Source organism: Ensifer sp. ENS07 (genome assembly GCF_014852185.1).
In the GTDB taxonomy this organism is placed as follows: domain Bacteria; phylum Pseudomonadota; class Alphaproteobacteria; order Rhizobiales; family Rhizobiaceae; genus Ensifer; species Ensifer adhaerens.
The window spans coordinates 211,078-233,326 of the sequence record NZ_JACVBE010000006.1 but is presented as its reverse complement, the minus strand read 5'-3'; the positions used below and the strand labels follow the sequence as shown (position 1 = coordinate 233,326).

The 22,249-nt window shown below is 61.3% G+C and carries 28 protein-coding genes, 1 tRNA gene and 1 pseudogene; 8 read left to right on the top strand and 22 right to left on the bottom strand.

Annotation, left to right across the window (positions count from 1 at the left end; genetic code table 11):
* Nucleotides 1-63 precede the first annotated feature (63 nt).
* A complete protein-coding gene (locus IB277_RS20450) occupies nucleotides 64-1,575 on the top strand; it encodes a PLP-dependent aminotransferase family protein (protein ID WP_192371494.1) in 1,512 nt (503 codons plus the stop codon).
* 116 nt (nucleotides 1,576-1,691) lie between these two features.
* On the opposite strand, the gene betA is transcribed toward IB277_RS20450, so the two are convergent.
* From betA to speB, 7 genes are all read right to left on the bottom strand, one after another.
* The gene (betA, locus tag IB277_RS20445) at nucleotides 1,692-3,377 is read right to left on the bottom strand and encodes a choline dehydrogenase (protein WP_192371493.1); all 1,686 of its coding nucleotides are present in this window, start codon (nucleotides 3,375-3,377) and stop codon (nucleotides 1,692-1,694) included.
* An 18-nt stretch (nucleotides 3,378-3,395) separates the two neighbouring features.
* On the bottom strand, nucleotides 3,396-4,859 hold the full coding sequence (locus IB277_RS20440; protein WP_060582004.1) for a cytosine permease: 1,464 nt from the start codon (nucleotides 4,857-4,859) through the stop codon (nucleotides 3,396-3,398).
* 1 nt (nucleotide 4,860) lies between these two features.
* Nucleotides 4,861-5,031 (bottom strand): hypothetical protein, encoded by a 171-nt coding sequence (locus tag IB277_RS20435; protein WP_090297727.1) that lies wholly within the window; start codon nucleotides 5,029-5,031, stop codon nucleotides 4,861-4,863.
* Between the two features lie 102 nt (nucleotides 5,032-5,133).
* Complete coding sequence (locus IB277_RS20430; RefSeq protein WP_192371492.1) at nucleotides 5,134-6,024, bottom strand: polysaccharide deacetylase; 891 nt, start codon at nucleotides 6,022-6,024, stop codon at nucleotides 5,134-5,136.
* A complete protein-coding gene (locus IB277_RS20425; protein WP_112772678.1) occupies nucleotides 6,021-6,758 on the bottom strand; it encodes an SDR family NAD(P)-dependent oxidoreductase in 738 nt (245 codons plus the stop codon). The genes IB277_RS20430 and IB277_RS20425 overlap by 4 nt, the downstream gene beginning before the upstream one ends.
* Nucleotides 6,755-7,537, bottom strand: a complete 783-nt coding sequence (locus IB277_RS20420) for an SDR family NAD(P)-dependent oxidoreductase (RefSeq protein ID WP_192371491.1) — start codon at nucleotides 7,535-7,537, stop codon at nucleotides 6,755-6,757. Before IB277_RS20420 ends, IB277_RS20425 begins: the two co-directional genes overlap by 4 nt.
* Nucleotides 7,538-7,541: 4 nt before the next feature.
* Nucleotides 7,542-8,513, bottom strand: a complete 972-nt coding sequence (speB, locus tag IB277_RS20415) for an agmatinase (RefSeq protein WP_060582008.1) — start codon at nucleotides 8,511-8,513, stop codon at nucleotides 7,542-7,544.
* Between the two features lie 92 nt (nucleotides 8,514-8,605).
* On the opposite strand from speB, the gene IB277_RS20410 reads away from it, so the two are divergent.
* Nucleotides 8,606-9,535, top strand: a complete 930-nt coding sequence (locus IB277_RS20410) for a LysR family transcriptional regulator (protein WP_060520839.1) — start codon at nucleotides 8,606-8,608, stop codon at nucleotides 9,533-9,535.
* An 18-nt stretch (nucleotides 9,536-9,553) separates the two neighbouring features.
* Nucleotides 9,554-9,736, top strand: a complete 183-nt coding sequence (locus IB277_RS20405) for a hypothetical protein (RefSeq protein WP_113295017.1) — start codon at nucleotides 9,554-9,556, stop codon at nucleotides 9,734-9,736.
* 253 nt (nucleotides 9,737-9,989) lie between these two features.
* Here IB277_RS20405 and IB277_RS20400 read toward each other — a convergent pair whose 3' ends face one another.
* Nucleotides 9,990-10,421, bottom strand: coding sequence for a hypothetical protein (locus IB277_RS20400; protein WP_060520843.1), 432 nt, complete (start codon nucleotides 10,419-10,421; stop codon nucleotides 9,990-9,992).
* A complete protein-coding gene (locus tag IB277_RS20395) occupies nucleotides 10,408-10,686 on the bottom strand; it encodes a type II toxin-antitoxin system Phd/YefM family antitoxin (RefSeq protein ID WP_113295021.1) in 279 nt (92 codons plus the stop codon). The genes IB277_RS20400 and IB277_RS20395 overlap by 14 nt, the downstream gene beginning before the upstream one ends.
* 396 nt (nucleotides 10,687-11,082) lie before the next feature.
* Here IB277_RS20395 and IB277_RS20390 point away from each other — a divergent pair.
* Nucleotides 11,083-11,148 (top strand) — tRNA-Leu (locus tag IB277_RS20390).
* A gap of 173 nt (nucleotides 11,149-11,321) precedes the next feature.
* On the opposite strand, the gene IB277_RS20385 is transcribed toward IB277_RS20390, so the two are convergent.
* Complete coding sequence (locus IB277_RS20385) at nucleotides 11,322-11,675, bottom strand: nitrile hydratase accessory protein (RefSeq protein ID WP_210339625.1); 354 nt, start codon at nucleotides 11,673-11,675, stop codon at nucleotides 11,322-11,324.
* Nucleotides 11,676-11,783: 108 nt separating this feature from the next.
* The gene (locus IB277_RS20380) at nucleotides 11,784-12,302 is read right to left on the bottom strand and encodes a DUF6428 family protein (RefSeq protein WP_192371490.1); all 519 of its coding nucleotides are present in this window, start codon (nucleotides 12,300-12,302) and stop codon (nucleotides 11,784-11,786) included.
* 43 nt (nucleotides 12,303-12,345) lie between these two features.
* Between IB277_RS20380 and IB277_RS20375 the strand changes: the two genes are divergently transcribed.
* Genes IB277_RS20375 through IB277_RS20365 form a run of 3 tightly spaced genes read left to right on the top strand, consistent with a single transcriptional unit; the run spans nucleotide 12,346 to nucleotide 14,769 of the window.
* On the top strand, nucleotides 12,346-12,687 hold the full coding sequence (locus tag IB277_RS20375) for a helix-turn-helix transcriptional regulator (protein ID WP_192371489.1): 342 nt from the start codon (nucleotides 12,346-12,348) through the stop codon (nucleotides 12,685-12,687).
* A 19-nt stretch (nucleotides 12,688-12,706) separates the two neighbouring features.
* Entirely contained in the window at nucleotides 12,707-13,906 is a 1,200-nt protein-coding gene (gene arsK / locus IB277_RS20370) for an arsenite efflux MFS transporter ArsK (protein ID WP_113295015.1), read from the top strand.
* 56 nt (nucleotides 13,907-13,962) lie between these two features.
* Complete coding sequence (locus tag IB277_RS20365) at nucleotides 13,963-14,769, top strand: sulfite exporter TauE/SafE family protein (protein ID WP_371813632.1); 807 nt, start codon at nucleotides 13,963-13,965, stop codon at nucleotides 14,767-14,769.
* 55 nt (nucleotides 14,770-14,824) lie between these two features.
* Here IB277_RS20365 and IB277_RS20360 read toward each other — a convergent pair whose 3' ends face one another.
* The 10 genes and pseudogenes from IB277_RS20360 to IB277_RS20320 form a co-directional block, all read right to left on the bottom strand.
* Complete coding sequence (locus IB277_RS20360; protein ID WP_192371562.1) at nucleotides 14,825-15,595, bottom strand: SDR family NAD(P)-dependent oxidoreductase; 771 nt, start codon at nucleotides 15,593-15,595, stop codon at nucleotides 14,825-14,827.
* A 259-nt stretch (nucleotides 15,596-15,854) separates the two neighbouring features.
* Nucleotides 15,855-16,046, bottom strand: a complete 192-nt coding sequence (locus IB277_RS20355; RefSeq protein WP_060520389.1) for a DUF6494 family protein — start codon at nucleotides 16,044-16,046, stop codon at nucleotides 15,855-15,857.
* Between the two features lie 107 nt (nucleotides 16,047-16,153).
* Nucleotides 16,154-16,381, bottom strand: coding sequence for a GDCCVxC domain-containing (seleno)protein (locus IB277_RS38125; RefSeq protein ID WP_371813636.1), 228 nt, complete (start codon nucleotides 16,379-16,381; stop codon nucleotides 16,154-16,156).
* 219 nt (nucleotides 16,382-16,600) lie between these two features.
* Entirely contained in the window at nucleotides 16,601-17,329 is a 729-nt protein-coding gene (gene arsH, locus IB277_RS20350) for an arsenical resistance protein ArsH (protein ID WP_060520408.1), read from the bottom strand.
* On the bottom strand, nucleotides 17,304-17,726 hold the full coding sequence (gene arsC / locus IB277_RS20345; RefSeq protein WP_060520388.1) for an arsenate reductase (glutaredoxin): 423 nt from the start codon (nucleotides 17,724-17,726) through the stop codon (nucleotides 17,304-17,306). The genes arsH and arsC overlap by 26 nt, the downstream gene beginning before the upstream one ends.
* Before the next feature lie 2 nt (nucleotides 17,727-17,728).
* Nucleotides 17,729-18,787: an ACR3 family arsenite efflux transporter gene (arsB, locus tag IB277_RS20340; protein WP_060610139.1), complete on the bottom strand. Its 1,059-nt coding sequence runs from the start codon at nucleotides 18,785-18,787 to the stop codon at nucleotides 17,729-17,731.
* Nucleotide 18,788: 1 nt separating this feature from the next.
* Nucleotides 18,789-19,316: an arsenate reductase ArsC gene (locus IB277_RS20335; RefSeq protein WP_192371488.1), complete on the bottom strand. Its 528-nt coding sequence runs from the start codon at nucleotides 19,314-19,316 to the stop codon at nucleotides 18,789-18,791.
* A 15-nt stretch (nucleotides 19,317-19,331) separates the two neighbouring features.
* Nucleotides 19,332-19,772 carry an arsenic resistance N-acetyltransferase ArsN2 gene (gene arsN2 / locus IB277_RS20330; protein ID WP_110818995.1) on the bottom strand — a complete coding sequence of 147 codons (441 nt, stop codon included), beginning with the start codon at nucleotides 19,770-19,772 and terminating at the stop codon, nucleotides 19,332-19,334.
* Entirely contained in the window at nucleotides 19,769-20,122 is a 354-nt protein-coding gene (locus tag IB277_RS20325) for a helix-turn-helix transcriptional regulator (RefSeq protein WP_034801535.1), read from the bottom strand. The genes arsN2 and IB277_RS20325 overlap by 4 nt, the downstream gene beginning before the upstream one ends.
* A 134-nt stretch (nucleotides 20,123-20,256) precedes the next feature.
* A pseudogene (locus IB277_RS20320) lies at nucleotides 20,257-20,436 on the bottom strand (aldehyde dehydrogenase family protein); the annotation flags it as partial.
* 586 nt (nucleotides 20,437-21,022) lie between these two features.
* On the opposite strand from IB277_RS20320, the gene IB277_RS20315 reads away from it, so the two are divergent.
* Complete coding sequence (locus IB277_RS20315; protein WP_060583671.1) at nucleotides 21,023-21,232, top strand: cold-shock protein; 210 nt, start codon at nucleotides 21,023-21,025, stop codon at nucleotides 21,230-21,232.
* Between the two features lie 521 nt (nucleotides 21,233-21,753).
* Here the strand turns inward: IB277_RS20315 and IB277_RS20310 are convergent.
* Entirely contained in the window at nucleotides 21,754-21,987 is a 234-nt protein-coding gene (locus tag IB277_RS20310; protein WP_113294829.1) for a hypothetical protein, read from the bottom strand.
* Nucleotides 21,988-22,249 lie beyond the last annotated feature (262 nt).

Genomic DNA, 22,249 nt, shown 5'->3' with positions numbered 1-22,249 from the left:
TTGGACGACGAAGAAACGTCCATTATGGTGCATTCTACTGTACCAATTTTTGGAGGCGCACCGGTGGTCAAACAGCTTGAAGGGCCAATCCTGCCTTTCCTTCGCCTCGACGCGACAGTCGCCCTGCCGAAATTCCGCCAGGTGCAGGACCAATTGCGCATGGCGATCCTGAAAGGGCACCTGCGCGCCGGAACACGGCTCCCTGCAAGCCGAATCCTTGCCGAGGAGTTGGGCCTGTCGCGCCAGACGCTGGTGCGGGTGCTCGATAACTTGAAGGCGGAGGGCTATCTGGAGGCACGACAGGGTGCCGGTACTTTCGTCTCGGCCGCCTTGCCGCGCCAACCGGCAAAGCCGCTGTCGAGGCCCACCCGCCACGATGTCGCCGACCGCGCCCCGCCGCGGCTATCGCGAATTGGCGACTTGTCATGCCGGATGTCGGCCGATATCGGCCAAATGGAAGACAGGCCTTTCCTCCCCAACCGTCCGGCGCTCGACCGGTTTCCCTTCGCTGTGTGGAGGAAATGCTGGAACGCCGTGACGCGCGGCGGCAAGGCCGTGGCCATGGGCTATGGCGACGTCGCGGGCGAACTGGTGCTTCGCCAGAGGATCGCCGAATATCTGGCCCTGCACCGGCGCGACCCTTGCGATCCCGATCAGATCGTCATCACGCCCGGGGGGCACGCCGCCTTCACGCTTTCGGCTTTGGCGCTTGCCGATCCTGGCGACGGGATCTGGTTCGAAGATCCGGGGCCGGTGACCACCAGCAACCTGTTTCGCACGCTTGGGCTGCGGCTGTGTCCGGCCGATGTCGATGCAGACGGCATGGATGTCGAGGCTGCGATGGCTCGCTATCCCGACGCGCGCCTCGCCTTCGTGATGCCGTCGCGCCACCACCCGCTCGGCATCACCCTATCGCTGCCACGCCGGCTTGCCCTGCTCGAATGGGCGCGCGCGAGCGACGCCTGGATCATCGAGGATGACTACGACAGCGAATTCCGCTACGACGGCGCGCCTTTGCCTTCGATGCGCTCCATCGACAGCGACGACCGGGTGATCTACGCGGGCAGTTTTAGTAAGGCGCTCTATCCGGGCATCCGCGTCGGCTTTCTCGTCCTGCCACCCCAACTCGTCGGGACATTTCGCACGCTCTCGGGGCTGATCCACCGCAGCGTCCCGGTGGAAACCCAGCTCGCACTCGCCGAGTTTATCGGCGGCGGTCACTTTGCCAGCCATCTGCGCCGGATGCGCGGCCTTTACGCCGAGCGCCGCGAGGCTTTCATGTTAGCCGGGCGGGATGCGCTTGCCGGACTTGCCCGCATCGACTGCTCCGAAAGCGGGCTCAATGCACTCGCCTGGCTGGAGGGCAGCCGGGAAGACCAGGCCTCCCACCGCGCCGTGCTCGATGCCGGACTGCAATGCTATCCCCTGTCCGACTACACGATCGCGACACCTCAGCCGGCTGCGCTCATTTTGGGCTATGCCGGCGTTCCGACGGATCGAATGAGGCCTCTTCTTTTCCGGCTGGCCGATGCGATCGCCCGATCGCAAGGCCGCATCGGGCGATCAGGCGGTTGAGGAGCCTTTCGACCGCCATGGCCCAATCCTCCGGGTCCTCGTCATCGCCGCGAAGCCGCCGGGCAACCACGTAACCGATACCGCGCAACATGACGCACCGCCCTTTCCAAGGATCATTATTGCCGGACGGCGCGAAGCGGCTTTCCACTGCGCTGGGTGACGCCAACGCCGGGGGCGACGCCGACTGCGGCGTTGGAAGCCGCAAGCAGTGGCTTGCCGCGCACCATGTCGGAGGCGCGTTCCGCCAGCATGATCGTCGGCGCATTGAGGTTGGCGTTGGGCTCTGACGGAAAGACGGAACTGTCGATCACCCTCAGCCCGTTGATACCGCGGACCTTGAGCTCGCTGTCGACGACTGCCATTCCGTCCTCACCCATACGGCAGGAGCCGCAAGGGTGGTAAGTGCTTTCCATTGTCTCGCGCACCCAGGCGTCGATCTCGTCGTTGCTTCGAACATCCTTGCCGGGCGCCATTTCCTCGCCGCGGAAGCGATCGAAGGCCGGCTGGGCGATGATTTCGCGCGTCAGCCGCAGGCAGCGGCGGAAGCCCTCGCGGTCCTCCTCGCGGTCGAGATAATTGAAAAGGATATCCGGTTGCTCATGGGCTTCCGGAGAGCGTAGCCGGACATAGCCGCGGCTCTTCGGCTTGTTCGGACCAGTCAGCACCATGAAACCGTGGCCGTCGAGCGGCTTCTTGCCGTCGTAGCGCATGGCGGCCGGCAGGAAGTGGAACTGGATGTCCGGCCATTGCAGCGACGCGTCGGAGCGAATGAAGCCGCCGCTTTCGAAGTGGTTGGAGACCGAAAGCCCCTTCTTGAACAAGAGCCATTCGGCCCCGATCAAAGCCTTGCTGAAGAGCCCCATCTTGCCGTTGAGCGTGATCGGCTCCTTGCAGGCATACTGGATGTAGACCTCGGAATGATCCTGCAGGTTCTCGCCGACCCCTGGCAGATCGTGCAGCACGGGAACACCGGCCTTCTGCAGCACGGCGGCTGGCCCGATACCGGAGCGCTGCAACAGGTGCGGCGATCCGATCGGTCCGGAGGAAATCAGCACCTCGCGGTTGGCGCGCGCGACATGACGCTCGCCGCCGAGCTCGTACTCGACGCCAACGGCGCGCTTGCCTTCGACAAGCACGCGCCGCGTCATCGCATGGGTGATGACCGTGAGGTTCGGCCTCTCCATCGCCGGCTTCAGATAGGCGTTGGCCGTCGACCAGCGCACCCCGTCCTTGACTGTCATGTGCATCGGGCCGAAGCCCTCCTGCATGTGCCCGTTCGGGTCGTCTGTGGTGATGTAACCCGCCTCGCGGCCGGCATCGACGAAGGCGCCATAGAGCGGGTTCTTCATCCCGTTGCCGGCATTGGTCGCAAGAGGCCCGGAGGCGCCGCGATAGCTGTCGCCTCCGTCCTGCCAGCTTTCGGCGCGCTGGAAATAGGGCAGGCAGTTGGCGTAGCGCCAGCCTCGCGCACCCAGTTCCTCCCACTCGTCGAAGTCGCTGGCGTGGCCGCGCATGTAGACGAGCCCGTTGATCGAGGACGAGCCGCCGATGACCTTGCCGCGCGGGCAATGCACGCGCCGGCCGTCGAGACCGGGCTCCGGCAGGGTCATGTATTTCCAATTGTACTTCGTTCCGTTCATCGGCATCGAAAGCGCCGTCGGCATCTGGATGAAGATCGACTTGTCGCTGCCGCCGAATTCAAGAACCAGCACCCTGGTCGACGGGTCCTCCGAAAGGCGGTTGGCGAGCACGCAGCCGGCCGATCCTGCGCCGATGATGATGTAGTCGTAGGTGTCGCTCATGGCGGTCTTCTCCAGGCGTTACGGGTATTGGCCCCAACCACGGCCACGGGCAAAAAGCCGCGTGAGCACGTAGTGGGTAGCGCCTGCGGCAAGGCAGGACGGCACGGAGGCGGTCAGGTATTTGAAGGCCGGCAGGCTTGCCAGCGTCTGCGGATTGAAGACGGCGACATAGACGATGAAGCCGACCGCAAGGGCAAAGAGCCCGATGGGGTTGAAGCCCGCCCAGAACCGATAGGGTCCGTTTTCCTGCGGTCCGTGCAGGCTGCGCATGTCGAGCTTCTGGCCACGCAGGAAGAAGTAGTCTGCGATCCCGATCCCGGCGAGCGCGGAATTCAGCGCCGAAGTCCAGACGAGGAAGATGAAGAAGCCGTCATACATCTGCGGGTAGAAGACCACGAGCCCGAACGGGATGAGGCAGAAGAGGAACAGGATCGCGCCCCAGGAAATGGCGCGAACCGATGCGGTTCCGACCTGCCTGAGGCCAACGATCGACGTGTAGAGGATGTTTGCCATCGAGGTCATGTTGGCGAAGGCGACGAAAAGCAGCGCGACGATGCCGATCATCGGACCGGCGATCTTCGTCATCCAGATCGTCGGATCGCTTTCGCCGAGTGCGACTGCTGCAAGCAGGCCGACAATTTCGCCGAGTGCCGCCGCCCCGAAGATACCGAGAACATTGGGCCAGAAGGCGGTGCGCTCGTTCTTCGTCAGCCGCGCCAGATTGCCGATATAAGGCCACCAGGAGAAGCCGGCTGCCAGATTGACCTCGACCGCGACGATGAAGTTCAGCGTCTTGTCCTCGAAAGGCGGCGCAAGGGCCGGCAAGGCCAGAAGCTCGCCGATCGAATGATGGCTGAGGATGAGGTAGAGCATCGCCACCATCAAGAGGACCAGCGCCGGCGACACGACCATGTTGAAGAACTTGATCGAGGTCGGCCCCTTGGCGACGATGAACCAGGTGAGCAGGATTGCGCCGATTGCGGCGATGATCATCTTCGCGCCCGTCGGATTGGCGGCCTCACCGGCGCTCAGCGCCATCAGCCCGTCGATCGAGCGACCGAACATCATCGCGAGAACCGCAAGCCACCCCATGGTGAGAATGACGACGGCGAGCACATAGACGACGCGGCTGCCGTTGTAACCAAATTGGCTGCGCAGCGCCACGAACTGCTCGACGCCGTAGCGGCCGGTCATGGTGGTGGTGGCGAGCGCCGTCAGCACGACGCCGACGATGTTGCCGATGATAATGGCGGCGATACCCTCCTTCGGCCCGACGAAGAGGCCGACAGAGCCGCCGATCAGAAAGGCCCAGGTGGCAATCGCCAGTGCCGAATTGGCATAGGTGAACTCCCAGAAGCCCCAGAGCCGTTCAGACGGCAAGAGGGGCGCATCGCCGCGCTCGGCGGCAGCACGATTGCGGGCGGCCTCTTCCTGTTCCGTCTTCAAAGTGGAGATATGTTCGAGTGCGACATGATCGGTCATCTCAAGCCCCCCAGAGCCAGAAGCCGACGACCAGCAGGAGCGTCAATACCGTCATGCCGGTGTAGTCGAGCACAGTCATCGTGCCCTCGAAGCGGTCGCCTGCCTCGATATCTTCATAGATGCGGGCGCGCCGCGCCAGTTCGCTCTGCCAGGCGATATCGTTGTTTTCCATCGTCGTTCCCCTTTTCGCGTCGCGCCTTCTGGCGTCTTTCCGCGAAGTCCATTGCGGCTCCATCAGCCGCCGATCTTCGGAAGCGGATAAACCCGCTGCCGGCTACCGAACCGTGACGGGCTCGGAATAGAAGGGCAGTCGGTCAATCCTCGGCGACCAGCTGCCGTTTTCGACAACACGCCGCACATGGGCGGCAATCTCCTCCATCGGCGCGAACCAGACGTCACCGCGCGTGAGAACCTGTTCGAGGAAGCGATGCACCACCTCCCAGCGGGCAAGCCGGCCGGTGGCAAAGGGATGCACGACCGGCACCCAGAGCGCGCCGTGGCGATAGGCCGCCTCGAACTCCTGCGAAAAGGCGGCAAAGCCCTGCTCCGGCGCGCGGATTGGCATCATGTAGTCGAGGTCCATCGACTGGACATATTGCGGCCAATCGTCGAGGCCCCAGTGCGACGGCAGCTCGACGAGGGTGCCGGCGTCGCATTCAAGCAGATAGGGAATGTCGTCACCCATCAACGAGGCGTCGTAGGCAAAGCCCCGCGACACCAGGAGGTCAGCGGACCGGTGGGAAAAGTTGTAAAGCGGCGCCCGCCAGCCACGCGGTCGCTTGCCGCTCGCCTTCACGATCACCTCGATGCCGCGGTCGAGCCAGTGCGCCTCTTGCTCGTCCGAAAGTTCGCGGGGGTGCTCGTGCAGGAAGCCGTGATGCGCCAGCTCGTGGCCGCCTTCCAGAATGGCCTCGATCGCCTGCGGATATCGCTCGATGCACCAGGCCGGCACGAAGAAGGTCTGCTTGATGCCCAGTTGCCGATAACTCTCGACAATGCGCGGGATCGCGACCTTCGGCCCGTATTGCAGCATCGAGATCGCCGATACGCGGCTGTGGCCATCCTTTGGATGGGCGATATGGACGAGGCTGTCGGCATCCATGTCGAAGGTGATGGAGGCGGCGCATTTGGCGCCGTTCGGCCAGGGAATGGGATTGGCGATCATGGCATGATGCTCCCGCCGTTGCTGCCGATCCCCTGGCCGGTGAAGTAGCGCCCGCCAGAGCCGGCGAGAAACCGTGCGAGTTCGGCGATCTCCTCGGGCTTGCCGAAGCGCGCAAGCGGTATCGCCAGTTCCCTGGCACGCCATTCGGCGCTCATGTTCGCCGCCCCAAGCATCTCGGTATCGATCGGACCGGGGCAGATCGCATTGACCAGCACGCGCGGCGCAAATTCCTTTGCCCAGGAACGCACCAGACCGAGCACGCCGTGCTTGGACGCGACATAGGGCGAAAAGGTCTCGCGGCCGTAATAGGCCATGTCGGAGGCAATCATGATCAGCCGCGCGGGCTCCTCAGCCGTTCCCCCCATCAGCCCCAATGCCATCTTGCCGACGAGGAAGCTGCCACGCAGGTTGATGGCGATGACCCGGTCGAAATCCGCAACGGGCGTTTCAAGCAAGGGCGCTTCATGAATGACGCCGGCGCAGTGGACGACGATATCCAGTCCGCCGAACGTCCGTTGCACCACCTCGCCGATGGCGGCGACCGAACCTTCGTCTGAGACATCGCAGGCAAGCGTCAGGGTTTCCGTAGCCCCTGCCTGTACGGCCGAAATCGCCGTCTCGTCCGGTTTGCGAATATCGGCAAGCGCAACCCGAGCTCCTGTCGCTGCGAACGCCAGGGCGCAAGCAGCCCCAATACCGCGATAGGCGCCGGTGACAAGAACGCGCGCACTCATGCCATCACCTCGCCGCGGTCGAGCATCAGCGCTTGGCCCGTCATGTCCCTTGCGCCATCGGAAGCGAGGAAGAGATAGGGTGCAGCGAGGTCTTCCGGCTCCAGGAGGCCCGGCAGAACCTGGGCTCCCACGATCTCGTCCAGCAGGTCCTCCTCGCTGCGCCCGGTGCGCAGCGACATGTTCTTCAGCGAGAGCATCGCCGCCTCGGTGCGAACCCAGCCGGGGCAGACGGCATTGACGCGAATGCCTCGTCCCCCAAGTTCCTTGGCCATCACCCGGGTGAAACCAAGATTGGCGTGCTTGGAGGCGATATAGGCGGAGAACTCCGGCACCGCGACACGGCTCCAGATCGACGCGGTAACGACGATGCGGCCCCCCTCGCGCATGTGAGGCAGCGCATGGCGGGTCACATAAAAGGTGCCGTTGGTGTTGATATCGGTGATGCGTCGGAACGTGTCTTCTACGCTATCGTCTTCGTCGGTCACCGGCGTAATGCGCTCGAGCCCGGCATTGTTGACGAGCACATCGATGCGACCAAGCGGCGCGAGTGTCGCCTTAACGGCAGCACTGTCGGTGATATCGCATTCGAGCGCCGCGATCCTGCGGCCGAAGCGTTCAGACATCTCGCGGGCGGCCTCGTGAATTCCACGGCCGGAGGAAAGAATTGTGACCTCTGCCCCGGCGGCGGCGAAACCCTCCGCGACCGCGCGGCCGATGCCGCGGCTGGCGCCCGTCACCAGCACGTGTTCGCCGGAAAAATCGTAAGCGATACGACCCATGGTCTCAGCCTCTCTTGGCGTGCATGACGCGGCCGATGAGGTTCATCAGCACCTGGGCGGCGAGGATCGAGGTCGAGCCTGAGTGGTCGTAATCCGGCGCAACCTCGACCAGGTCGATGCCGACGATGGTGCCGCGCCTGGCGAGTATCGAGAGGATCTCCAGCACCTCGTAATAGATGAAGCCGCCATGGGACGGCGTGCCGGTGCCCGGCGCAATCGAAGGATCGAACCCGTCGATATCGATCGTGACGTAGTAGCGGGCTCCGGCCGGCACGCGCGAAGCAACCTTCTCCGTGCCGAGCGCGCGGATCTGGCGCACGGACAGGATATCCGAGCCCATTGACCGCGCATCCTCGTAGCCTTCCTTGGCCGTCGAGGAAACGTTGCGGATGCCGAACTGCGAGAGCCCGGAGACATAGGGCTTCTCGGCGGCCCGGCGCATGGGATTGCCGTGGCCGTAGCGAACCCCGTGCCGCTCGTCGACGAAGTCGAGATGCGCGTCGATCTGAACGATATGGATCGGGCCGTGTTCAGCACAGTCGTCTTCAAACGCGTTGATGCAGGGGATGTTGACCGAATGGTCACCGCCGAGCACCACCGGAAGCGCGCCGGCGGCCAGGATCTTTCGCACGCCGAATTCGATGTTGGCATGGCTCTTCATCGTGTCGGTGTGGACGATGTCGGCGTCACCGATATCGACGATCGAAACCTTGTCGCTCGGCAGGTAGGTGACGTCGTCCTCGTGATCGTAGGCGCCCCCATGGCCGAAGGAAAACAGCGTCGATGCCTCGCGGATGGCCCGCGGCCCGAAGCGGGTGCCGGCGCGCCATTGCGTGCCGCAGTCAAACGGCGCGCCGAGGATCGCCACATCCGCATCGATCGCATCCCAGTCCGGTTGGTAGGGATATTTGCCGAAGGTGCAGATGCCGACGAACGGCAGGTTCAGCCGCCCGGTTTCATAGGAATTACCCGCCATGTCTCTCCTCCTCAGGATGAAGGGAGTGTGTGGAAGGTCGATACGCTTAAAAATATCTATGATTGGATGTTTAGTTGTGAGTTAATCAATGAATGATCAACAAGGTTCGCCATCGCATCCTCAATCTGTCGCTCGGCGATGCAGAGTTGAGATTGTTGCGTGTCTTTGCCTCCGTCGTGCAGCATGGGGGGTTTTCCGCCGCGCAATCATCACTCGGGATGACGCAGGCGACCATCTCCACCCATATGCGCCACCTTGAGGAGCGGCTGGGCTTACGCCTCTGCAGCCGCGGGCGCAGCGGTTTCCTTCTGACCGACGAGGGACGCCTCGTTTATGAGGCGACGCTGGATCTTTTCGGCTCGCTGGAAAAGTTCCAGAGCCGTGTCGGCGAGGCGCAAGGGGAACTGACCGGCAGCCTGACCTTCGGCACTGTCGACGCGATGATCACCAACCGGGATCTCGATCTCCAGGGGGCGCTCGCCGCCTTCCACCGACAGGCGCCGCGTGTGCATCTGGAGATCGACGTCGCCGCGCCGCAGGTGCTGCATCAGGGCCTTCTGAATGGTGGTTATCAGATCGTGCTGATGCCGACGGTCGGCAGCGCGACGCCGCATTTGCGCACGCAGCCCGTTTTTTCCGAGGTGCAGAAACTCTATTGCGCGCAGGGTCACCCGCTATTTGACCTGCCCGACGATGCGCTCACCGATGCAGTTCTGGAAGCGCAGTCCTTTGCTGGTCGCACTTACATGCTTACCGAGACGATCTGTGGGGTAAACTTCCAATGGGCGGCGGCCACGCCGCACATGGAGGGCACGCTGCTATTGCTCCTCTCCGGCGCCTATATCGGCTTCTTGCCCGACCACTACGCCGACGAATGGGTACGCAACGGTCGCCTGCGGCTGCTTGCCCCCGAGCGCATGACGTTCGAGGACATGTTCCACATCGCCCATCCCCGCAACAAGCCCTCGCGTGCCGCCGAGACGCTTGCCCAGGCGATCCTCGCAAGCGCGCGCCCCGGTTAGACTCGCTGGCGATTCGGGGTGATCCTCGACACGCTCGACGAGTTGGGTATTTCCGACGACACCATCGTGGTTTTTCTGGTTACAACGGCCCAGAAGAACTGGAACCTTGACGCGGCCACCCCGGCGACTTTGACGGCTCTTACTTCACCGGAACGGAGGCTGATCGAAGCGTTAGCATCCGCTCCGAAGCAACCGGCATAGCCGGTTCCCGACGATACATCATGCGATCATTTTGGCCCTCCCGAGCGTGAACATACGCGCAACAAGCCTTTGTACAGGGTTGATCTGCCCTTCGGCTTGACCGTTGCTTCACGGAAGTTCGATGCATTTTTCTACGGCATCAATATCCCAGCGCAAGATGCTGGCGAACCGCATGATGCCGGAATGGGTTCCCGTCTTTTCCGGAACGCCACGCGATGCGCCATTTTGCAGAAACCGCCGGAACTAATCGCGTTTAGGAGCTACGCGGGGTCGCCTGATGTCTTTGGCTGCGCGCCAGCCCGACAAAGCGACGCTTCACCTCTTCGAACAGGGCCGGAGGCAACGGGCCGTGGTAGCCGCTATCCGTGTCGAGCGGCCGGACGTCCGGCCCTGGCCAGGCAAAACGGTTGCTTTCCGTCAAGACAATCCAGGAGCGTTCGTCATCCAGTCCCAAACGACGTTTTGTCGCCGGCGGGATCTCGACTGCCTCGGCTGGATCGGAGGGCGGGGTATGCGTGATCGGAAGGACGCGGACCACCGGCGTTCCATCTTCCAAGGTGGCAACGATGGCAAGAACGAGCGCCGGGCGATCCTTGTCACCCTCTTCTCGTCCCTCCAAATGCTGCCAGTGCCAAAGATAGGAATACCGGAAGACCCAGCCGACCTTTGGCTCAGTCGGCAGCATTCTTGTCCTTCGTCAATTCGGCATTGAGATGGTCAAGTCCAGGATCCATCGTGGATGTTTCGACTGCGGCGAGGTCGTCCGCTTCCAACGCGCTCGTCAGTTCGACTCGGCGCTCGCGCCGCATCAAGCGAAGATAGTCCTCATAGGCGATCAAAACCGTGCGCGGTCGGCCGTTCTTGGTGATAATCAACGGCTCGCGCACGGCTGCGTCCTGGTAGGCTCCAAAGTTCTTGGAGACCGCAGCAGCGGTGACGGTGGATGTCATCATGCATCTCCATTTTTCCGTAAAATACGTACTTTACGGAATTTTACAAGACGCCAACGTCACCAAGAGATTAAATATGGTCCGGAAGTAACCAACGGCCGTCGTCCCGGAACGCGATGACGTAGCGACCCTGAAACCTCGCCAGCGAGGGCATAGGCGACAATACGTTTCTTGCTTCCTTGCTACCTCAAGGCCCGGTGCCTACTCGCTAACGGTGCCCCCTGCCTTGGCCGGCGCCGGAAAGCCCTTTTAAAGTTCACCGCCCACCTCTGGGACCCGGCCAACGCGCGGCAGAGCCAAGCCATGGTTCCCGGCGGAGAAAGATGTTGCAGGCCTGCGCGCCATTATCCCTTTGATGCCGTTGATCAACCGCTCTGCTGTCGTTAGTACTGCCTTCCCGTGGGGGCCTGAGCCGGTCGGCTCAAAATCGATTGGTTGCAGGCTCGAGTCCTGCCGGGCCCAACCAATATACCCCACTTATGTTCTGCGGCCTCCGCGATGGATCGCGCATCAGTTTACCAAGCGACACTCGGGCAAGCGTGCGAAATTGTCGTGTGCTGGCCAATAGGATCACCTCTTGGCCTTGTGGTACGACAGCTGGTGACGGACATCTTGTTAGAAGCAGAAACGATTAGTCACAAGTCCCCATTCAGCACGACGGGCCGTCCGTGCGGCGTCCGCAAATATGCGCGCTCCCAGGCGTCTCGCCGCTGGATTAGTTCATTGCCGGAAATCGCGCGAGCTTGATCGAGGAGGCTTTCGAGTGCAGACAACACGGCACGATAATAGGTCTCGGTGTCATCCGACCCGGCGAGCTGTGCCTCGCGCAACTTCGCTCCCAGGGTTTCAGACCAATGCGCTCCTGATATGACGCCCGAAGCAACCAACAAACTTGCCATCGCGAAAGCCTGAGCATGCCACGGCTCGGCGAAAGCCGGTTCGCTGTCCCTTTGCGTCAGGTGGGCCGTCCTGGGGTCAGATCCGCTCAAGATAGCCTCCCAGAGATCGACGAAAACTTGATTGCGGCTGTCGTGGTGGCGGGCGCCCCTGAGAGCGGCTCGCTGGCGACGGCATCTCGTTTGGGGATGGTTCCCACTTCAGCCACAGCATTTGGAAGCGGATGAACTACAGCACGAGGCTTCCGTAGCGGCTTTCTCGGCCAACCAGCGGTCCCGAGGCTTGCAGCTCGCAGGCCGTGGCGTCAACGCGACCTGGAGAGTGCCGTCTTCCGCGACAGGAGCGTTCGCGCAGAACAACTGCATCGGCCGGACGCCATCGCTCACTTCGAAGGTCAGCTTTGCGGAGCCGTCGAGACGGACGTGTTCGGAAACCTTGCGGACGATGGCCGAGAACTTCCCGGCCGTCATATGGGTCCGCTCGCCCTCCTCGATGTCCCACAGCTGCACGAAAATCTCCGACCAGGCTTCCGGATTTGCCGCGCAATCAAGCGCGGAGAACTGGCCAGACTTGACCTCGGTCACGTGATAGCCGGGCTTCACGGGCTTTCCGTCATACAGGAAGACCAAGGGCAGGTCCGGTGTCTCTGCGGCTCTGCCGAGCAACTCCCCAAGCGAGATATCGGTTTTGTCGGATTGGCTATTGTCGATCGCGCTCATTTGTGGCTATCCTCAATTTCAATGATTCAAGGATTATTGAAATATGGATGATCGTCAAGCCCTCTCCTCCTTCGCCGCGCTTTCACAGGAAACCCGACTTTCCATCGTGAGGACCCTGGTCATCGCCGGCCCTGAAGGTCTGGCCGCCGGCGCGATTGCCGAACGCATGGGCGTCTCTCCATCAAACGTCTCGTTCCACCTCAAGGAACTCGAACGATCAGGCCTCATCTCCCAACGCCGGGAGTCGCGCTCGATCGTCTATAACGCAAGCTACGACACGCTCGCCGATCTGGTGACTTTCCTGATGGAAGACTGCTGCGCGGGGCATCCCGGCATCCGCGGGTCCGTCGAGCGATCCGCCAATTGCTGTTCAAGCGAAGCATAGCCCGTCAAGGAACACGTCATTGCATACGATCAAGGTTCCGGCGGGCATCGTCTCCGCTCTCGGTGTCACGCAGATCATCGGCTACGGCACTCTCTACTATTCCTTCAGCATCCTCGCACCCGGAATGGCCAAAGACCTTGGCATCAGCCTGGAGCGGGTCTTCGCCGTCTTCTCGGTCTCGCTGTTCATCGGCGGCCTGTCTGCTCCGTTCATCGGCAGGCACATGGACAAGATCGGTGCGGCAACGGTGATGACGCTGGGGTCGGCCCTTGCGACGTTAACGCTGGTGCTTTGTGCATGGTCGCCGTCTGTGTCGCTCTTTGTCCTTGCGATTGTCCTGCTCGAAGTGTCCTCCGGGATGGTCCAGTATCAGGCGGCCTTCGCAACACTGGTCGAAAGCGAACCTCGCACCGCGTCCCGCAGCATCACCTATCTGACACTCATCGGCGGCTTTGCCTCCACCATCTTCTGGCCGATCGCCGCGACGCTGACCGGATATCTGACCTGGCGGGAAATCTATCTGGTGTTCGCCGTCCTGAACCTTATCGTCTGCATGCCCCTGCACTACTGGATTATGCGTGCCGGAAGGCTGAGTTCCAAAACGGACGAGACAAGAACCCGCGAGGTCGTTGTCGGCGCTCTCGAACCCCAGGCGCGTCGCCGTGGCATGCTGCTGGTCTCCTGTGCCTTCTCTCTTTCGGGCTTCACCCTCGCCGCGATCCTTGCCCACATGGTGCCGATGCTCGGCGCGATCGGACTTGGCAGTGCGGCGGTCGTGATCGGTTCCTTGTTTGGTCCGGCCCAGGTCATGAGCCGCCTGATCAACATGGTCTTCGGAAAGAGCCTGTCGCCGCCCGCGCTTGCGATTGTCTCTGGCGCTCTCATGGTCACTGGCGCGGTAATACTCGGGGTGTCAGGTGCTTGGCTGCCAGGTGCGGTGGCTTTCGCCATCTGTCTTGGTCTTGGGTCAGGGATCAACAGCATCGCTCAGGGGAGCTTGCCCCTCTATCTCTTCGGGTCCGCTGGCTATGGCGCGATCACGGGCAAGATGGCTGCGGCAAGGTTGGCGACTGGCGCGGCCGCCCCGTTTGCGTTCGCAGCCGCTATGAACCACTTCGGGACAACCCTCTCGCTTTTCGTGATCGCCGCGCTGGGTACGCTTGGGATCCTGGCGTTCGTCGCTGTCGCCTCATCGGTGCGTCGCGACCGCGTTGCCTGATAATGGAAGAGCGTACATAAGAGTCCGCGGATCATCGCCATGAAAGCCGAGCCTCCGTGAACACTCCGATCAAATCGACGACGTCACGCAGTCATCCGGCCGCTTTCGGCGGCGGCGCCATCATCGGCGCACTCGGCGGGTTGATAGGGCTTGGAGGGGCAGAATTCCGTCTGCCGCTGCTCATCGGCGCATTTAATTTCGCGGCCCTCGAGGCGGTGATCCTGAACAAGGCAATGAGCCTTGTCGTCGTGTCTTCCGCCCTGCCGTTTCGAGCCGGCACGATCCCTTTCAGTCAGATCGCATCGAATTGGCCGATCGTACTGAACCTTCTTGCAGGAAGCCTGATCGGTGCCTGGTTCGGCGCAGGATGGGCCACACGGTTGAAATCTGAGACCCTCTACAGGGTGATATCCGTTCTTCTTGTCGCGATCGCCGTCGTGCTGGTGCTTGGCCACGGCACCTCGGCGGGTCAACCGCTTCTGACCGGAAACTGGCAGATTGTCGCCGGTATATCCGCCGGCTTCGTGATCGGCATCGTTGCGTCGCTATTGGGCGTCGCCGGGGGCGAGTTGCTCATTCCGACGTTGGTTCTGCTCTTCGGCGCGGACATCAAGCTCGCCGGTAGCCTCTCACTGGCGGTGAGCATTCCCACAATGCTGGTAGGCTTTACTCGCTACAGCCGCGACCAGAGCTTTTCGGTTCTGGGTCACAACAGGGTGTTCGTCCTCATCATGGCCGCGGGATCGGTGGTGGGGACGTTTGTCGGCGGTCTACTCCTCGGCATTGTCCCGAATTCGATCCTCCTTCCCGCACTCGCCGTGATCTTGTTGCTGTCAGCCGTGAAGGTCTGGCGGCACGGCTGACAGGATTTCTTCCCCAGATCAATTTGACGCGCTTTTCGAGTTCGGCCCCGTGGCCTCAGGCGACGGACCATCCGCCGTCCACCAGCAGGTTCGCGCCGGTGATCAGGCTCGCAGCCGGCGATGCAAGGAAGACTACGGCACCCACCACATCATCGGTTTCCCCGATCCGGCCGAGTGGAATGTGATCGACCGTCGCTTTGCGATTTTCGGCATCAGATAAAAACGGTGCTGTACCATCCGTGTGGATGAATGTCGGCGATACGGTGTTTACGGTGACATTATAGCGTGCCCATTCGGCTGCAAGGCAGCGCGTGAGGTGATTAATTGCCGCCTTGCTCATGCAATAGATTGCCTCGCCGCGCAGTGCGACCGTACCGGCCTGTGAGCTAATGCTGATGATCCGGCCACCATTTCGCGCGATCATGTAACGGCCCACTGCCTGTGTCATCAGGAAGGTGCCCTTGATGTTGACATCGAGTATCTCGTCAAGGTCCTTTTCCTCAACGAGTTCCGCGAGATTGCCCGGGGCGACGCCGACATTGTTGACGAGGACGTCGATCCGACCGAATGCAGAAACCGCCGCGTCTACGGCTTGTGCGATATGGGCCTTCTTTGGAATGTCCAGTTCAACAGGGAGAACCTTTCGTCCCGCGCCCTCGATTTCGGCGATCAGGCCCGCTGACCTTGCGACATCGCGGACCCCCAAGACAATATCTGAGCCTGCTGCAGCACAGGCAAGTGCGCAGGCACGTCCAATGCCACGGCTCGCGCCCGTCACCAAAGTCACCTTGCCCTCAAGGCTGAAATCCGGCGCACTCTTCCGCATCATTGCCTCCCTCGATGAAGCTCAATTATTGCAGCGTCGGCGTGCGGATGCCAGTTGTTCTGCTCATGTCGCGCACGTGAAGTCCGTCCGACGAACGTCATGCTCGTCGAGAACGACCTTGGCGCAGTGGTGCTCGGGCTCTAGGCTTGGCTCGGTGGGGAGATAGAAGCTTCCGGCTCAGTGCGGGCGCGATGCCTGACCGATCTTGGTCTCATTGATGGGTATCGGCCTGGGCGTTTCGATCCATGCTTCGCCGGACCTATGGAAGTTCGATCTCACCGTTCACCACGTGGTTGAGACCAGTGCCCTCCGCCGTCAGCGTCATGCGCACCTTCAGCTTCTCGCCGCCGAACTGCCCCCCGCGCACCGCCTCTTCGATCTTACGCTGCGAGGTGACACCGACTTCTTTCAGGAACTTGCGGATCGACATGTTGAAGGCGTCTTCGCTCATCGTGGAACTCCTCGGCGTCCGTGAGGGAGCAGCGTGGGCGCTTGTCTATCGCCCGGAATGCGCCGGCACAGTAGAATACGGATGTCAGCCTTGCCTCTCATCCCACGTTAGGAACCGACGCAACAAGTTGCGGCTCCGTTGTTATGTTTGGCCTCCTGGATTGGCGGGCAAGGCACGTCGCCAAAGGAGCAGAACACACAGCAGTCCCCGGATTTTGGCCGGAGCATCATACCGCATCCATGGCAATCATAGAAAAACTGACAGGCGTCGGTGGGCATCGTTTCCGTAGCCCGCTGGCCGCAATTGGGACAGGTGAGGGTTGATCGAAGCTGTATGGTCACACTTTGTGCCTCGGCAACGAATGCTTTCAGATGACGCCCGTCATCCATTGCTAAATAGCCTATTTGAAATATCGCCTCGTGCATAGTTTTGCGTCATGAGCGCTAGGTCAGTCTTTCGAAAGGCAGCAATGGGCCGCCATAAGCGGACAAGGCGTTGGTTCGCTTTGGCCAAACAGCGATGGCCGCTATCGGAACATTGCCGATGGCCTTTGACTAAATCGATCTCAGTGACACCCGCTTCTCCAACTCGGCCGCGTGCTCCTTCCGCTCGCTGTAGCGGTCTGTAAGGTGGGCCGAGGCGTCCCGTGTCAGCAGCGTAAACTTCACCAGTTCCTCGCAGACATCCACGACGCGGTCGTAGTAGGACGACGGCTTCATGCGGCCGTCGGCGTCGAACTCCTGGTAGGCCTTGGCGACCGACGACTGGTTGGGGATCGTGATCATCCGCATCCAGCGGCCGAGCACGCGCATCTGGTTCAGGGCGTTGAAGGACTGGCTGCCGCCGGAGACTTCCATGATCGCCAGCGTCTTGCCTTGCGTCGGCCGGATCGATCCCAGCGACAGGGGAATCCAGTCGATCTGGGCCTTCATGATGCCCGTCATCGCGCCGTGGCGCTCGGGGCTAACCCAGACCTGGCCTTCCGACCATTGCGACAGGTCGCGCAGCTCCTGCACTTTCGGATGGCTGACCGGCGCCTCGTCGGGAAGCGGCAGCCCCCTCGGATCGAACATCCGCACCTCGCACCCCAACCGCTCGAGAAGGCGTCTGGCTTCGTGCGCGAGCAGCCGACTGTAGGAAACCTCCCGGAGCGAGCCGTAGAGGATCAGGATGCGCGGCTTGTGCGTCGAGAACGCCGGACGCAACGCGTCGATGTCAGGTTGGCGAAGATGCCGCTCCTGCAAGGCGGGAAAAGTCTCAGACAACGCGCTTGCCCTCCTGATCGAGAACCTGCTCGCCGTCTTCCTTGAAGAAGGCACCCTTGAAGGCATCCGGCAGGATGTCGAGCACGGCCTCGGAGGGTCGCGCAAGCCTGGTGCCGAGTGACGTGACGACGAACGGACGATTGATGAGGATCGGGTCCTTCAGCATCGCGTCGAGAAGCTGGTCGTCCGTCAGGTTCGGGTCGTCGAGACCCAGTACCGCGTAAGGCGTACCCTTCTCGCGGATCGCCTGTCGGACGGTCAATCCGGCATCGGAGATCATCCTTGCCAACTCGTCGCGCGACGGCGGTGACTTGAGATACTCGATGATATCAGGTTCGATCCCGGCTGCGCGGATCATCTCCAGCGTGTTGCGGGACGTGCCGCAGGCGGGGTTGTGATAGATGGTGGCGTCCATTGTCATGTCCTTTCAGTGATGGTGTTCCTTGAGACAGCGGGAGCTGCCTCGTACCAGCCCTTGGTGCGGTTCACGGCCCAGACGACCGTGAGCATCACGGGAACTTCGATGAGCACGCCGACGACGGTTGCCAGCGCAGCACCTGACTGGAAGCCGAACAGGCTGATGGCCGCGGCAACCGCAAGTTCGAAGAAGTTGCTGGCTCCGATCAGTGCTGAAGGCCCGGCGACGCAATGGCGCTCGCCCGACATCCGGTTCAGGAGATAGGCCAGGCCTGAGTTGAAGTAGACCTGGATCAGGATGGGCACGGCCAGCAGCGCGATGATCGTCGGCTGTGCGATGATCTGCTCGCCCTGGAAGCCAAAGAGGAGAACGAGCGTCGCGAGCAGGGCGAGGAGCGAAAGCGGCTGCAGTTTCGTCAGCATGGCGTCCAGCGCGTTCGCCGTGCCATCGGCGGTCAGCCGCGCTCTCAGGACCTGAGCGATGATGACCGGGACGACGATATAAAGGACGACCGACAGAACGAGCGTGTCCCACGGTACGGTGATAGCCGACAGTCCGAGAAGCAGTCCGACGATCGGCGCGAAGGCGACGACCATGATCGCATCGTTGAGTGCCACCTGAGACAGCGTGAACAGCGGCGCGCCGCGCGTCAGGTTGCTCCAGACGAACACCATCGCGGTACAGGGGGCGGCCGCGAGGATGATGAGGCCAGCGATATAGGAGTCGATCTGGTCGGCCGGCAGATAAGGACGGAACAGCCAGCCCACGAACAGCCAGCCGAGCAGCGCCATGGAGAACGGTTTGATGGCCCAGTTGATGAACAGGGTCACGCCGATGCCACGCCAATACGTGCTGACCTGCGCCAACGAGCGGAAGTCGATCTTGATGAGCATCGGGATGATCATCAGCCAGATCAGGATGGCGACGGGCAAGTTCACTTTCGCGACCTCTGCCGCACCGATGACCTGGAAAACACCGGGCATCAGATGACCGAGGGCGACGCCGACGATGATACAAAGGAAGACCCAGATGGTGAGGTAGCGTTCGAACGTAGACATTTCACTCGACCTTTGCGGACTTGACGGAAGCGCCTTCGAGCGAACCGATCTGACGGACGTGCTGCTCGAGCGCCAGGCGGTCGATGGAGGCCAGAGGCAGATTGATGAAGGCCATGATGCGGTTCTTGAGGAAGCGAGCGGCCTGTGCAAAGGCGCGCTGGTTTTCGACCTCGGAGCCGACAACCGCAGCCGGGTCTTCGACGCCCCAATGCGCCGTCATCGGATGCCCGATCCATACCGGGCAGGCCTCGCCGTGCGCGCTGTCACAGACGGTAAAGATGAAGTCCATTTCGGGCGCGCCTGGCTGTGCGAAAACGTCCCAGCTCTTCGACGAGAAGCCGGTCGCCGGATAGCCGAGGACGTCCAGTTCCTTCAGGGCATGTGGATTGACTTCGCCCTTGGGCTGGCTGCCAGCGGAAAACGCCCGGAAGCGCCCGCCGCCTTCCTTGTTGAGGATGGATTCGGCGAGAATAGAACGAGCGGAATTGCCCGTGCACAAGAAGAGCACGTTGTAAGTCTTGTCGGTCATGGTCGTGTTCCGTGGTTAGGTCGGAGGTCTGTCGAGTTTCATGATCGTGGCCGATGCCGGGCAGATGCCTGACAGTTGACGGGTTGCGAGAACGGCGGGCGGCACATCGGCCCGCTCGACCACAACGAAGCCAAGGCTTTCAAAGAACGGTGCGGCGGAGGTTGTCGCCAGGAAGACTGCCGAGCTCACATTGACGGTCTTCAGGGTTTCCCTGGTCAGCGATTTTCCAAGCGCCTTGCCACGATGCTCGGGCAAGATGACTATCGACCTGAGAAGCACGTCGTCGCCGCACGCCTCGATGCCAGCATAGCCAACCGTGCCGCGATCTGAGGAAACCGCCCTGAAAAACGAGCGCCCAGTGTCTTCGAGGTCTTCGGTTGGAAGACCGGAAGCCGACAGCGCCAGTTTCAGTTCGGGATCGCTCCCCGTGACTGGCTCCAGCCTGATGTCGCTCATGACAGCTTCACCTCGGGAGCACAGCAGGGTGTGAGTTCTGCGATGAGCGGCGCGCAGAGTTCCGCCGAGCCGCCGCAGCAGTCTTTCAGCAGGAAGAGGGTCAGGTCGCGCAGCCCCTGAAGATCCGCCCGATAGATGATCGAACGGCTCTGCCGCTCGCTTGAAACCAGGCCCGCACGCGACAGCGTCGCAAGGTGCGCCGACATGGTGTTTTGCGGCACATCGAGAAGCCGGGCGAGTTCGCCCGCAGGAATGCCATCGGGTTCGTGTCGGACGAGAAGTCGAAACGTCTCGAGCCTGGTAGACTGGGCGAGTGCGGCAAGCGCCGCGATTGCTGTATTGCTATCCATATATCCAGAATAACGGATATGATTTTCGTGTCAACCTCCGTCGCCTTGTGAGCAATCCGTGCCGCCCTGACGCACAAACGAAACGCTTCGCCCACGGCCAAGACGCCGAATTGCTTTATGGCAGCAAGGACCAGTCAGCCAAGCGCGTAGGCCGTTTTGAGGGTGGTGTAGAACTCGGCGGCATAGCGCCCCTGCTCGCGCGAGCCGTGGGACGAGCCCTTGCGGCCGCCGAAGGGCACGTGGAAATCGACGCCCGCCGTCGGCAGGTTGACCATCACCATGCCGGCTTCGGCATTGCGCTTGAAATGGGTCGCGCAGCCCGCGCGAACGTCGACGTTGGCGTTACTTCTTATTGGTGTCCTTCACCTGAGATCCTAACGTCGGCGCAGCGGGTTTCGCGGCGGCCTTGTCCTTCTTGGGCTTTCTGGCTTCCTTATTGCTTCGTACCTGACCCTTGGCCATTTGCGCGTCTCCTGTTGACGAAAGAGCTAGCCGCCAACGGCGGGGGAATAGCAAGCGAATTCGGTCATCTTGAATGCCATTCCCACTCTCCAAGGTTGGATCAATGCCAGTCCTAAAAAACGCGCGGCACGCATATGCGGCTCGATTAGAGGCAACACTCGCCGGGCCTTGGGGGGAACTTCACCGCCTCCCGCTACCGCCGCATCTTGCCGAAATTCCCGAGTGCCTGTTGCCGATCATGCAATGAAGATAAAGCCGCAATCGACTTGTTAAGGACACATTGAGGCTATAGGTACACGGTCATCGATGTTGCTTGTTGAGCTTTGTTTTCTCGCCTTTCGCGTTCAAGCCGACCTTTCCTCTCAAAATCGATCTATCTGTCTTGGCTGTCACACCGTCAGCCGAGGACTTCAATCATGATCTTGAAAAGGAATCGTCATGAACACTGGAACCGTGAAGTTCTTCAATAGCACTAAGGGCTTCGGCTTTATCGAACCAGAGAACGGCGGAACGGACGTATTCGTCCACGCGTCTGCTGTCGAACGAGCAGGCCTGCGTTCGCTCGTAGAGGGCCAAAAGGTCACCTTCGACATCGTACGGGACGCTCGTTCTGGGAAGAACGCAGCCGACAACCTCGCTGCTGTCTAAGAATTCGCTTCTGGCCATTGACCACGGATGTACTGGCAGTGGCCGTTGAGGCTTATGTAGAAGGTCGGGTTTTGCCCGGCCTTTTTTATTGTCATAATGCTGTCTTTGCTAACAGCGAGAGCCGCCGTCGCAGGGTGGTCGCCGTTCGATTGCATCAACGAGGTACGCTGCCGATGCGGTCGGTTTTGGCTGCGCTGGGCGGTGTTTCATAACCAGTGAAGATCGTCGGCGCGGGTCTGAAGGCCCAAACCACAATGATGCCCATGGACGCGATGAGTAGCGAGAGTACGAGACGACTTGACATGGCGCTTTCCTCCTCGTTGGAGTGCTGTGAATGCTGATGCATTCGTCGCCATTGTCAGTTCGTCATTTCTGGCAAAGAGACGCGCAAGCGCCGTTTAAGGCCTCGCGGCCCGTGCGGTTAGGGAGGGTCGGTTGTGTCCGGTCGCCGCATGGCAACCCCAGAAGAATAGCACACTTCTCGCCGTGCGGTCGCAATTAGATAAGCGCCGAAGTCTTCGTCAAATTACCAACTGCACGATATGAGCAAAGGGCGTCATTGCCCACTTGCCGCTGTTATCCTTCGCGGTTTTGTAGATGATGAAGTCGCGCCCAATGGTAAAGGGTCCGTGCATCGTGATCTCATTGCCGGTTGAGAGTATGGCCCGAAATTCGTTTGTGTGGCGCTGCTCAATTTGACCCCTGATCAATTCGGATAGGTCCTGGTCCAAAGTAATGGGCTGCGTGTCTATCATTGGAATCCCCCGGATTGTTGCAGCACGGATTTTGATGGCGCCACAAATCGCGACGGTAGGCAAGGCCAGCCCTCAATCTCTCCAAGCGGTGGAGCGGCCGGCAGGCGTGTAGTCCGTCCTGAATAGGGAGCCGGACCTCAGGCCCGGTTGCCGGGTGTCTCAACTTTTGCCCTCAGGAGAGGGTAGAGGAACATTTACTCTTCGCCGGCTGCAATCCGCTCGCCGATGTTGGCTATAAAGCTCTCGTACCGGGCCTTCATGT

Coding starts and splice junctions, on each gene's coding strand:
- betA (WP_192371493.1), bottom strand. CDS start 3,377: ATGAGCGACACCTACGACTACATCATCATCGGCGCAGGATCGGCCGGC.
- IB277_RS20440 (WP_060582004.1), bottom strand. CDS start 4,859: ATGACCGATCATGTCGCACTCGAACATATCTCCACTTTGAAGACGGAA.
- IB277_RS20435 (WP_090297727.1), bottom strand. CDS start 5,031: ATGGAAAACAACGATATCGCCTGGCAGAGCGAACTGGCGCGGCGCGCC.
- IB277_RS20430 (WP_192371492.1), bottom strand. CDS start 6,024: ATGATCGCCAATCCCATTCCCTGGCCGAACGGCGCCAAATGCGCCGCC.
- IB277_RS20425 (WP_112772678.1), bottom strand. CDS start 6,758: ATGAGTGCGCGCGTTCTTGTCACCGGCGCCTATCGCGGTATTGGGGCT.
- IB277_RS20420 (WP_192371491.1), bottom strand. CDS start 7,537: ATGGGTCGTATCGCTTACGATTTTTCCGGCGAACACGTGCTGGTGACG.
- speB (WP_060582008.1), bottom strand. CDS start 8,513: ATGGCGGGTAATTCCTATGAAACCGGGCGGCTGAACCTGCCGTTCGTC.
- IB277_RS20410 (WP_060520839.1), top strand. CDS start 8,606: ATGATCAACAAGGTTCGCCATCGCATCCTCAATCTGTCGCTCGGCGAT.
- IB277_RS20400 (WP_060520843.1), bottom strand. CDS start 10,421: ATGCTGCCGACTGAGCCAAAGGTCGGCTGGGTCTTCCGGTATTCCTAT.
- IB277_RS20395 (WP_113295021.1), bottom strand. CDS start 10,686: ATGACATCCACCGTCACCGCTGCTGCGGTCTCCAAGAACTTTGGAGCC.
- IB277_RS20380 (WP_192371490.1), bottom strand. CDS start 12,302: ATGAGCGCGATCGACAATAGCCAATCCGACAAAACCGATATCTCGCTT.
- IB277_RS20375 (WP_192371489.1), top strand. CDS start 12,346: ATGGATGATCGTCAAGCCCTCTCCTCCTTCGCCGCGCTTTCACAGGAA.
- IB277_RS20360 (WP_192371562.1), bottom strand. CDS start 15,595: ATGCGGAAGAGTGCGCCGGATTTCAGCCTTGAGGGCAAGGTGACTTTG.
- IB277_RS20355 (WP_060520389.1), bottom strand. CDS start 16,046: ATGAGCGAAGACGCCTTCAACATGTCGATCCGCAAGTTCCTGAAAGAA.
- arsC (WP_060520388.1), bottom strand. CDS start 17,726: ATGGACGCCACCATCTATCACAACCCCGCCTGCGGCACGTCCCGCAAC.
- arsB (WP_060610139.1), bottom strand. CDS start 18,787: ATGTCTACGTTCGAACGCTACCTCACCATCTGGGTCTTCCTTTGTATC.
- IB277_RS20335 (WP_192371488.1), bottom strand. CDS start 19,316: ATGACCGACAAGACTTACAACGTGCTCTTCTTGTGCACGGGCAATTCC.
- arsN2 (WP_110818995.1), bottom strand. CDS start 19,772: ATGAGCGACATCAGGCTGGAGCCAGTCACGGGGAGCGATCCCGAACTG.
- IB277_RS20325 (WP_034801535.1), bottom strand. CDS start 20,122: ATGGATAGCAATACAGCAATCGCGGCGCTTGCCGCACTCGCCCAGTCT.
- IB277_RS20315 (WP_060583671.1), top strand. CDS start 21,023: ATGAACACTGGAACCGTGAAGTTCTTCAATAGCACTAAGGGCTTCGGC.
- IB277_RS20310 (WP_113294829.1), bottom strand. CDS start 21,987: ATGATAGACACGCAGCCCATTACTTTGGACCAGGACCTATCCGAATTG.